We start from the raw sequence: 11,218 nt of genomic DNA, 5'->3' as shown, positions 1-11,218 counted from the left end.
GGATAATGATCCGGGGGAGCGGTGGTTGAGGTCGCGGATTCAGATGTTTTTTGGCGACCCTGAGAGTCTTTAGGTTTCGTCTGGCAGGCTCTTTAGCTGATTATTTCTGGCTTTTCATAGGCCATGGAGATCCATTCACTTCCAGACGATTGCTACGTTGGGGCATATCTGAGGGCATGCTTTGGATGGTTTCAAAAGGATGCCCCCAGCTTAAGGCCGAGCAGACTATTGATGAGGATAGCTCCGACCGGACTCTCTGTGAGTCGATAGACTGGCCTGAGGCTTTCAGCTGAACGGTGAACATGCAGCCGATTGACTCTCCGACATCACCACCATACGAGCATTATTGAGGATTCAAGATGGCTGAAAACGAGAAGTCATGTGCCCTTTGCGACGATGAGCATGACTTACAAGACAGCCATCTCTTGCCAAAGCACTTTTATAAATACATAGATCGAATGAAGAAAAAGGGGACAAAAACTCAGTTCAAGACGGACGGCAATCGCCTGAACAATCTCGGACGTCAGGTGACGCAGTATCTGCTTGGTAAAAACTGCGAAGGCCGTTTCTCCACATACGGAGAGGACTACTGCGCAAAGCTGATCGCGCCCAGACCAAATGAAATGCCGATCATATATGATCATCTCAAGGGACTTAAAGACTCAAGCCTCTATGCTAAAGATGTTCCAGGCCTAGAATCGAAGAAAATTTACTACCTTGCGCTCAGCATCATCTGGAGAGCATCGCAAGAGGGCTGGCCAAACTACAATTCTATATCCTTGCCAGAAGAAGACTCTCTTGCCATCAAGGACTATTTACTGTCGGACGGCGCACCTAACTTCCCAGCAGGCTACTATTTGGAGGTTAGCGTTTCACCACCAACTGATATTTGGACAACAACTTTCCCCACGTGCCTGAAAGACGGCACAATTTTCTTCAACTATAACCATCTCGAATTTCATATCAAAAAAGATCAGTTCTTGTTCGACCTGTATTCGCATCCCAACCAAGGTGCCGTACCAATAATTTATAAGCTGAACAGCGAGCGATCCAAAAATTTGATGGCAGGTCAGATGAGGGCGTATAAAAACGCCACAGCATCCAAAAAGGTAGTCAGACTGGGTCAAAATTCGGGGAATACCGAAGATTAAGAATCCCAAAGCAGTGAGCTAGCACGTTGTGCTCACTCAATCAACTGCTGAGCCCATACTGCCGAGGTGAGATTTCGCGGGCTGGCCAAGAACCATGCACATAGGACCACTTTGTTTGCCTTGTCGAACCTATGGATGTCGCGGCGACGTTTATTGGACATGGCAGGACAGGTGCGTCCGCCCTGAGACAAATGGGCCCGATGGCCCTTCTGCAAGGCAAAAAACGGGTTTGAAAAGCGTCTTTTCGGGCCGTTTTTCTGATTTGCTGTCCCCACTCAAGTAAATTTCAGCTTGACTTGGGTATTCACGCCTGAATAGTCGCGTGCTTCAGACCATCCCTAGAAAACGCAATATTCCACTACTGTCATTCTCCCTACCTTAAGTTGTGCCTGTCAGAGGTTACGCATACGAAAGGCTGATGCTCAGATTTCCACGCTAAATAACGGTCTGCCCAGCAGTCCTCATCGTGTCGCCGGACGCCTCACCGACCGCAAATGTCTTATGACACTCTAGGACCGGTCAGGACGCCCCCAAGAAAATAGCTACTCCCGAACCTTCAGGAGGCCTTCTTCATCAACCAAACGACCACAGGCGACGACGTGCTCGACCATCGCCGCCACACGTTCTCGTACCGAAGCCGAGATAGCTCGGATGCCGATGGCGCGCGCAACGCGTTCGATGACCTGATCGCGGTTCGCGCCAAAGTTACGCGCTACGACGATGACGATGGCCTCTGCAAGTTCTGCCTCCGGTAGGTACTCCGCCCGGCGGAGCGCCAGTGAAGATACCTGCGAACGATCGCGTGGAACGACAGGCGCGCTGGCCATGGCGAGCCAAACGCCGTCACGCACCACAGAGTTCTGGCGGACAGCCACATCGATGGCCCTTTCGACGGCGTCCTGAATCCGGCTGCCAGCTCGCTTGGCGCCCCAGGCGTCACGGATACGGGACACGACCTCATCGGCATGCACGGGTCCCTCTATACGCACAACATCAACCGCAATCTCGGTAAGAACGCCGGTCGGGGTATCGTGGATTTCTTCCGAACGATGTGTTGGCCGCTGTGGGTTCGCTTCGACATACGGTTCGAAGGTGAAATCACCGTCTTCCGTCCTCAGCTCCCGTTCGATGGCAGCTGCATCGACAGCCTGCTCTTTTGAAAGGACCTCTTCGACTACGCGCTCGTCGAACGCAGCACGAGCCGCATCAATCTGCCGGCAGACAAGGTCGAGTTGCTCTTGTGGACGCTGGAACCAATCGGTGCTCCAGATACGGTGGAGGTTCCAGCCATGATCGAGCAAAACCTGCTGGCGAAGACGGTCACGGTCCCGGGCGGACTGGGCGCTATGATACGACGCGCCATCGCACTCGATGCCCAGGAGGAAGCGACCTGGGCGCTCCGGATCAGTCACCGCAAGGTCGATGTAGAACCCGGCCAGGCCCACCTGACGCTGGACACTGTATCCGCGAGATTCGAGAGCCGAGGCAACCTGCTCTTCAAATATGGAATCAAAGTCCCGTCCCGTGACGGCCGCCGTGTCGAGCTTCCCCGTGCGGGCATAGCGGAGAAAGATGCGGAACGCCTCGATTCCTTTGCGGCTGGCGGAAAATGCGGGATCGATGTCCTCATCGGTGATCGAGGAGAACACCTCGCATCGCTGCTTGGCACGGCTGATCAGCACGTTGAGCCGGCGCTCGCCGCCCTCGTTGTTGAGAGGCCCGAAACGCATGGGTACCTTGCCGCCCGGTACGGTCGGTCCATAGCCAACCGAGATGAAGATGACATCCCGCTCGTCACCCTGAACGTTTTCAAGGTTCTTGATGAAGAACGGCTCACTGTTGCGGCGGTTGAAGAAGGCCTCCACCTCCGCTGGCAAACCACGGCGCAGCACTTCAAGCTCGTCGAAGATGGCGCGGCTTTGCGATGCGGAGAACGCTGCTACACCCAAGGACAGCTTCGGGTGCAGTCGGGCGTGCTGGACGATGGCCTCAGCGACTACCTTGGCCTCCGGCCCGTTGACGCTCTTGACCGGTGAACCGAAGACGCCATCCCGAACAGGGTGGAAGCGCAGGCCCCGCCCACCCTCCTGAGTCCAGGGGCTGGGGACGATGAACAGCTTGTTTTCATAGAACTGGCGGTTGCTGACCGCAATGAGCGACTGGTGACGGCTACGGTAGTGCCAGCGGAGCATGCGCATGGGCAGGCCGCGTGCGGTAAACAGGCCAAGGATGCTTTCAACATCGCCGACCTTCGTTGGCTCATCCTCGTCGATGTCTTCATCGCCACTGGTGAGCTTGGCAAAGAAACTGGTTGGCGGTAGCTGACGAGGGTCACCGACCACAACTACCTGCTTGGCGCGAGCCACCGCACCCAGGGCGTCGACCGGCTGGATCTGGCTCGCTTCGTCCATCACGAGCAGGTCGAACTCCAGTGCGCCCGGCGGCAGGAACTGCGCGACCGACAACGGGCTCATCATGAAGACCGGCTTCAGGGCGGTGAGCGCAGGGGCCGCGCGTTCGACCAGCTTTCGCAAGGCCATGTGACCCTTCTTCTTCTGAATTTCCCCCCGAAGCACCCCGAGTGGGCCAATCGAACCACTGTCCCTTCGAGGAACATTCTGGTGGTGAGCCTGAACGACTTCGCCTGCCGCCGCTGCGATGCGCTGGCGGTCAAGGTCGGCGAACTCGCGGACGATATGGCCGTGGGCGACGCCATCGAAGCGGCCCAGAGCCGGTTCAGCCTTCAGCACCCGACGGTATTGCCCTTCAAAATAAGCGAACTCGAACGCAGCGACCGCGCTCGTCGTCGATAGCCGTCCATCGGCAAGTCTGGCGACGACATCCGCGCAACCGTCGCGAATGGCTCGTGCAGCACGATCGCGATAGGCCAGCCACCGGTGTAGTTCTTCCTGTTCGGTAACCCAGCGTGATAGCCGTGCTGCCAGGGAATCCAAATGCACCTCATAGATCCGCGGCGCACCGACACTGGCTGACAGATCGAGTGCCAGCTCATCTGCAATGGAGTGGAAGGCCGTGGCGAGATGCGCGGCCTGCTCGTCAAGAGCCTTGGCGCGAGGAATGAGCGCCTCACGCTCGTTGACTCGACCGGCCAGCGCGCGGATGTCTCCATTGACTTTCAGCCAACCAGCAGCTGTCGATAGGGCGTCCCAATCACTGTCAAGCCCTCGCCACGCGGAGCCGAACAGCGCGTGGCCGAGGCTATACCCATCTCGTACGCCTTGGCGCCCCTCGCGTCCCGCGTTCAGCCTTTCAAAAATGGCACAGGCTGATGCTGCGCTGGTGGGGGGCTGAATCAGGAAGCGGCTGGCCGTCGACCAGGCGTTCGTATGGCGGACGGCGAGCTGCAACAACGACTCGAGGTCGAGTTGTTCAGGCGCGGTGGCGTCACCGAACACCTGCGTTGCCTGTGCAAGAAAATCGGTATGGACGCCGGACAGGTCGGGAGCGACCTGGGAGAGCAAAAGGCTTACGTGCTTCGAACGCTGGGCGACATCATCCTTCTCAGGACCGCGGGAAGCGATAAGGCGGGGTTCTGCCCCGAGCCCGCGCAGGGACCGCATCCATTCAACCAGAGCCACCAGCGGCGCGGAGGCCGAGCGATCGCCTTGCCAGTCTTCAGCGAAGGCAGCCTTGCCGAAGCCGTCTTCATCGCGCAGCACACGCCGCGCTTCCTGACCGCGGATCAGGGTATCGAGAGAAGCCAGGGTCACCGGGAGAGGTTGGGCGGGCTGAACCAGGACCGAGCGCATGAGCTTGTTGGCTGCACGCCAGTCGCCACTAAGGAAGCGGAACAGGCTCGTGCCCTTGGCCGCGAGCGCGGCGCGGGCGGGACCTACGTCGATATCCCAGGCGAGCTCGTGGAGCTGACCTGCCAGTGACGTACGAACCCCTTCGAGGTCGGCAGCGGTTTGGGCGATCTGCCCGGCCCGCTCTACGCCGCCGTCCCATAGCTCGGAAGCGAACGTTTCGGGGCTTGCCGGTGGCGCATTTGCAACCCGCTCGCCGATCTTGGCGAGGCGGGCAAATTCCCCAGCGGTCGGCGTGCATTCGCGGCCCAGTGCGTGAGCGAGACCGCGGCCCGCCTGCAATAACGCCGGGATGGCGTCGCGGACGGCGCAGAGGCGGCGAACAGCGTCCGCATCGAAGTCACCAGGGCATTCGGTGAGCGCCTGCTGCACTTCGTGAGTGTCCTCGTCCCACGCCTCGACATTGACTTCGCTCGACAGCGACTGGCGCAAGGCGGCATAGCGATGACCCAACGCCAGCAATGTATCGACCGCCGATACGTTCGACCAACCGTCATCTGCCATAGCGTCGATATCAAGCACAGGCGCCACACTGATGCGCAGGGCGAGTGCGCTGACAGCGGCCAGTTCGTCGAGCCTGGACGGAGGCTGGGCTTCCAGCAAACTGGCAGTAGCATTCATATACTGCCGGGCGTCCTCGAGCTGGCCGCGCAGCGTTTCGATACGGGCGACGAGACGCTCACGATCGGTGGGCAGCATCGCTTCGATGCCCACCCCGGTAAAGGCGTGGTCGTCGGGTCTGCCGATGATCTCGATCCGTGTGACCAAGTCATTCAGAAGCGCATGACGCCGTTCGAAACCATCCGCCCCCCAAGCTTCGATCCCCTCCAGAACGACATCATTGGGCATCACCCCCGCTTGCCGCAGGCGTGCGAGATGGCCCATGACCTGGAAAGAGGACAGACTGGATGCTGGGTCGACGGCATGCAGCCGGGCCACATGGCCGTTCAACTCGTCCCGCGCTTCGGTCAGGCGAGCAATAAGGCTTCCCGTGGGAGCTGGCTTCGGCGCTCCGAGATCCCAGGTGCGTCGCAGCTCATCGAGTACCGCACGCTTATTGGCCTTGTTGCTATGGAGTTCCAGGCACGCATCGCCCACGCCCTTTTCGTCAAGGCGCCGTTTTACCACCTCCAGAGCAGCCATCTTCTCGGCCACGAACAGGACCGTTTTGCCGTCCTTGATAGCCGAAGCAATGATATTGGCGATCGTCTGGCTCTTGCCGGTGCCAGGAGGGCCCTGGATGACCATGTCGCGACCGCGACGCACCTCATGGATGGCAATGGCTTGCGAACTGTCGCAATCGAGGATGTGGAGCATGTCCGCCGGCGAGATAACCGGATCGATGTTGGCGCTCTCGTCGAGCATTCCCTCTCCACCTGGGAAGCCGTCTGAGAGCAGGCCCTTAATGAGTGCGCGATCGACGAGTGTGTTGCCCTTGGGCCACACGGCAGGGTCGAGGTCTCTGTACATCAGGAATTTGGCAAACGAAAAGAACCCGACGGTCATCTCATCCGGCAGCACTTCCCACTGGGGCTTGTCCGCCACCGCAGCCGCGACCTCTGCAAAATAGGCATCGATGTCGAAGCTGTCGCTGGCTTCGAAGGCGGGCATACGAAGCTTGTGGATGCGGTCCAGGTACGCTTCCAACGACAGGTTGGATGCGACATCTTCAGCGCGGGCCTTGAGTCGAAATTTCTCGCCCGCCGTTCCGCGGTTCAACTCGACCGGAATTAAGATCAGTGGCGCATGGCGAACGTTGGCCGCATTGTTCGGATCGATCCACTTGAGGGCGCCAAGGGAAGCAAAGAGGACGTTGACGCCCTGCTCTTCCTCGAGTGTCTTTGAGTTCAGGTAGAGCTCGAGCAGATGCTTTTGCAGACCCTTGCCCGTGAGGCGAGTCTGGAGTTTTGTGTCGCTGTGACGGGTGAGCACGCCCCTCTCGTCGACGCTGTCGTCGGGTTGGGCAAGCTGGTCGATTTCATCGGAGTCTTTGGCCGGCTTTGCATCGTCGGCTGCCGAATCATTATCGGACTCATCAGTTGCCGCCTTGCCGGCCAGGAAGGTAAACGCTTTTCCCTCCCGAACGAGGAGGCGATAGACCTCGGATGTCTTCTCATCAACGATCGCTATCGCCGAGGTACGGCTCGATCGCGGCATATTAAGGAGTCGATTTCGCGCTGAGAGGTCAAGCAACTGCGTACGCGCCTGCTCAAGCTTCTCGGCGTTGGGGAGCGCGCTCTGGAAAATCGATGCATCCATGGTCGAGTCGGGCGTTGCTGCTTCTGTCTTACTGTCCATCGTCATGTCCCTGGCGGACAATTTCCGCCGAACGAGCCCTTCATTGGGCGATCAGTCTATTTTCGCATCTCGGGCGGACATACATTGGCTGCCGATAAGGCCAGGAGCCAAGTTGCGACCAGAAATCTCCTTCCAACATCGAAACTGCGTGCGCCTGTTCCAGATAGCATCCATATTAATCCACTGGGAGGCACTTCCAGTGCGGTGATTTGATGTCGAGCAATCAATTTATGTAGAGGGCTGGATACGTGTGTCCATGCCGCTTCCTCTGTCACACCATTCGATAGGCTTTAGTGCGCCGTCCTCGGTGTGCCCTTGCCGACGTTTTCGCACAACCCGTTAAAACCAGGGACGACCACGCATGACTATGGTTTTCCTCATGCTCACTGTATCGCGACCTCGGCGACATCCCCCCGGACAGAGCTTGACGACTGGATTGACTTGGCCTTCTTCGTCCTCAAGATATTTGGCATGGTTATAGGCCGAACCCACCTTATTCGGATCAGCATGGGAACAACTGCGTATCTACCCAGATCTTGGGGTAGCCGATCTCTTTCAGTTCTATCGAAATGGTTCCGCGGATGCCGTAGCCAGTTAGAAGACTCTCGTAATCCATTCGCTTCAAAGCTGCGTTGGGGGTGTTCTCGCTGATGCGTTTTTTGAGTTCGCTGTGGTGCGCAAGCAGGTGTTTCTTGGCTGGGCGCATTGATTGCCTCAGAGATCGTAAATCTCGATCGCCCGCATATCCCGCGCTACGTGGGGCACAACTGGGGGCATAGTTTAGTTTTTCCGACCTGAAAATACTGCGCTAGGGCCAAGTCAAAATGTTTTTTGGCGATCCCGAAAGTTTATAGGGACCATGTGGCAGGCTGTTTAGCTGATCATTTCTGCCCCTTCTCATCCCTGGGAAACTCATCCACTCCATTCGACGACGCGGTGCACCGAGACCTCTTGGAAGCAGTTGACCGCACCCTGGCCTTCTCCATGTTGGACTCTCAGCGTGCAGATATTCATGAGCGCTACAAATCGCGAGAAACCCGTCAACCGCAGGGCTTTCTCCCGCAGAACCCCATCATGCGCTGGGTGTCTTGAGGCACGAAGACCAGCGGCGCCACGATCTCCCGCACGCCCGAACTGTCGGTCAGCGGCGCGGCGTTGCCCATTGTGATTTGCGACGCGGCCTTCATGACCCATGCGTCGACATTCGCGTCGCCCGAACCTGTGAGCATCGTTACTTTCGGCGTACCGCTGTCTGACGTGAAGCGATAGGACAGCCGCACGCTCTTCTTCTCGCCCGTGGCATTGACCGCTTCAAACACTTCCCGGACAGCCAGCCGCCGAGTCTGCAGCTTGAGAAAACTCGTCAGCCAGATTTGCTGATAACGTTTCATTTGGTCTTCAGTCAGCGGTTGTCCTGCCAGACGCAGACGATTCATGGCTTGCCACTCTTCGTCGCCACAGTAACGGATTGCGCCCAGATAGAGTGCCAAGGCGCCAGGCAAATCCTGCGGGCCACCCTTGCCTTCCTCCATTAAACGCCCCAGCGCCAGCACGGCATTGTTGCCAGACAGGCGATAGAACTGGCGCGCCTTGGCATAGTCCACGGGTTCACCCTCGCCGCGTTCGGCCATCTGACCCAGCAGCACATTGGTGGCCGGTTTAATCTTGGCGGACTCTACGAACAAGGCACGGGCCTTGCGAAAATCCTGATCGACGCCGTGCCCGCCTTCCTGATACAGCTTGCCCAGCATGGCCATGCAGGTGGCGTTGCCGTAACCGGCGAAGCGTTCGATATAACGCAAGTTGTCTCGGTTGAAGGGCTCTATACCAGCAAGGCCCATGCAGCGAAAGCCAACGTGGAGGGAATCGTAATCAGCAGGTCGAAGCAGGCTTTGACAGCCGGCGAGGGTGAAGAAAAACAAAAGAAGGTAGGCTGGTTTTAACATGGCGTCCGTGCGTCCTTGCGGTAAAAGCAAGGCATTATGCCAGCCTTTGAGCAGAGAATATCGCCCAAATAGTGGCTTTTGCTGGAGGAAAGACACCCGTGCAACCACCCACTGGCACTCAGGCGCACGCGGTTACAGCTGCCGTAGAAGGGGCGCTCACGGTGGCGATCACGCCGAAGCAACCTCGTCCCGCTATATCGAATCGCAATGCCGTAGCGCTGGCTGCACTCGGTGCTGCACTGAACGAATGATGCTGACCGATAAGCTCAAGACTCTCGGCCAAACCACAAAAACGATCCCTGCGAGAGAAAAACACTGAGTACCAGCCCCTGCCAGACTGGAGTCCTTCGGAAATCGCCATTGGCGATCAATCGCACACTCGATGCGAATGAGGGCAAACAAAAGCGTTATCGACCTGAAAACATTGTCCTGGAGCCCAATCAAAATGCTTTGCGGGGATCCGGATAGCCTCTTTCATTCCTGACTTTTCAGAGGCTCGCTACCCGGCACAAGCGCTCCTTCTTGCAATTCAATCGCGGCGTAAAAGCGTATTCGGTGCCACGCCAAACGCCTTGCGAAACGCATGGCTGAAATGCGAGAAATCAGAAAACCCAAAGTCCAGCGCCGCTTCGGACACACTGCGTACCTGGCCACGCTCGATTGCTTCTCGGCTGGCATTCAAGCGCTCTTTCCAGATCTCTGCAACGGGGGTTTTCTGGTAGCGTGCGAAGGCCCGAGTAACGGTGCGGGTGGACACATTGTGGGCTTTGGCGATGGCTTCAATCGACAGGTCCGGCTCGGTCAGGTGGCGTTGGATGTACTGCATGATGCGGCCGTAGAGGTCCATTTCCTGATGGCTGGTTTTCAGGTCCTGGAGTTCCAGGCTGATTACAAGCAGATCAAGCACAGCACTTGAGTAACGATTCGAGATGCGCTCATCCTGCAGCGACGCAGGCGTGCTCGCGGCCTGGTGCAGCATTTCACGCAAGGGCACGACGCCTGGGCGCCGGTCGTCGAGGACCATCGCGGTGTACTCGGCAATACGCGGCAGGCGTTCGGTGAGCAACGCTCTGGGAATACGGATCAAGTGGTTTTCGGTACCACCCAGGCTGAAGCGAAACGCCTGGGTTGCGTCATAAAGAAACAAGTTGCCCGTCGCCAGGTTGGCTTTTCTTGAGCCTTGTTCGATTTGCCCATGGCCCTTTCGAGCGAAACCCAACCATAAATCTTCGGCCGGACCGCTGCGCAGGTGCTGCTCGGAACGCTCCCAGTAATGCAGCGGCGAAGACAGCGTACAGATGTCCAGCGCGCCGACTGTATTAAGGGTGAGCGAGCCATCAAAGCGGCTCTGGGACAAGGGTTTGCTATCGGCCGCCAGGCAATGACGACAGACCACTTCTTTCCAATAATCAAACCGACGTGTTGCAGGGACGGCAAGGGTCGAATACTGAGTGTTCGGGTTCATGACGCTGACCTCGACAACGATGCAATAGGCGCTCGAGAAGTTGTAACGTGCGGCCGATTGTCAGCCATCGAAGCAATTAACACGCCAAATGCATTGGCAAGCCAGCTTCCACATTTGCACCGACGGCTGTCAGATAGAGGGAGGCGGCTGTCAGGCCGTCACGGGAGCAAGCTCCCTCGCCACAGGTCTCGCGCCTATGCCCGTTTAAGCGCACATCACATCACGCCATCAGCACGTGTGCACCAGCGCAGACCACAGGTGAACCTCCGTAGCAGGACTGTCTTTGCCAACCAAGCGGTTGTCTCGCCTAACAAAGCGCGGCCTTCTCTGCCGGCATAATTTCCACCTCGCAGCAGCTCATACCCCGCTGATGAGGCACGCCATGCATCGACACTCTGCACCACGACTGGCTGATTCCTCCTGGCTTCTGCAACGGCGCGACCTCGCGCCTGAGGAGTCGGCTTATTGGTTGATTGAATGGGGGGCCATGCAGCTACTGCACCGACGGCAGGTCGCCAAGCGCCCCCTGCC

Annotated in this window: 5 protein-coding genes and 1 pseudogene; 2 read left to right on the top strand and 4 right to left on the bottom strand. The window is 58.0% G+C overall.

Going from position 1 to position 11,218, the window contains the following annotated elements; translation table 11 throughout:
• Positions 1–359: 359 nt before the first annotated feature.
• Complete coding sequence (locus GIW79_RS12960; RefSeq protein WP_198834041.1) at positions 360–1,151, top strand: hypothetical protein; 792 nt, start codon at positions 360–362, stop codon at positions 1,149–1,151.
• Positions 1,152–1,214: 63 nt separating this feature from the next.
• Positions 1,215–1,337, top strand: a pseudogene (locus tag GIW79_RS12955) (IS5/IS1182 family transposase); the annotation flags it as partial.
• Between the two features lie 356 nt (positions 1,338–1,693).
• Here GIW79_RS12955 and GIW79_RS12950 read toward each other — a convergent pair.
• The 4 genes from GIW79_RS12950 to GIW79_RS12935 form a co-directional block, all read right to left on the bottom strand.
• Positions 1,694–7,276, bottom strand: a complete 5,583-nt coding sequence (locus GIW79_RS12950; protein ID WP_236452756.1) for a DUF3320 domain-containing protein — start codon at positions 7,274–7,276, stop codon at positions 1,694–1,696.
• A 502-nt stretch (positions 7,277–7,778) separates the two neighbouring features.
• Entirely contained in the window at positions 7,779–7,982 is a 204-nt protein-coding gene (locus GIW79_RS29810; protein ID WP_127882160.1) for a hypothetical protein, read from the bottom strand.
• 334 nt (positions 7,983–8,316) lie between these two features.
• Positions 8,317–9,222 carry a tetratricopeptide repeat protein gene (locus GIW79_RS12940; protein ID WP_057977319.1) on the bottom strand — a complete coding sequence of 302 codons (906 nt, stop codon included), beginning with the start codon at positions 9,220–9,222 and terminating at the stop codon, positions 8,317–8,319.
• A 529-nt stretch (positions 9,223–9,751) separates the two neighbouring features.
• Entirely contained in the window at positions 9,752–10,687 is a 936-nt protein-coding gene (locus GIW79_RS12935) for a helix-turn-helix domain-containing protein (protein WP_003191111.1), read from the bottom strand.
• Positions 10,688–11,218: the final 531 nt, after the last annotated feature.

The organism is Pseudomonas sp. PA-7-1E, assembly GCF_021605325.1.
Taxonomy (GTDB): domain Bacteria; phylum Pseudomonadota; class Gammaproteobacteria; order Pseudomonadales; family Pseudomonadaceae; genus Aquipseudomonas; species Aquipseudomonas fluorescens_BV.
The sequence above is the reverse complement of the archived record's forward strand: the minus strand, read 5'-3'. Positions and strand labels throughout refer to the sequence as shown.

Bases quoted from the DNA above. Each gene is read 5' to 3' on its own strand.
- GIW79_RS29810 (WP_127882160.1), bottom strand. From the start codon at position 7,982: ATGCGCCCAGCCAAGAAACACCTGCTTGCGCACCACAGCGAACTCAAA.
- GIW79_RS12940 (WP_057977319.1), bottom strand. From the start codon at position 9,222: ATGTTAAAACCAGCCTACCTTCTTTTGTTTTTCTTCACCCTCGCCGGC.
- GIW79_RS12935 (WP_003191111.1), bottom strand. From the start codon at position 10,687: ATGAACCCGAACACTCAGTATTCGACCCTTGCCGTCCCTGCAACACGT.
- GIW79_RS12960 (WP_198834041.1), top strand. From the start codon at position 360: ATGGCTGAAAACGAGAAGTCATGTGCCCTTTGCGACGATGAGCATGAC.
- GIW79_RS12950 (WP_236452756.1), bottom strand. From the start codon at position 7,276: ATGGACAGTAAGACAGAAGCAGCAACGCCCGACTCGACCATGGATGCA.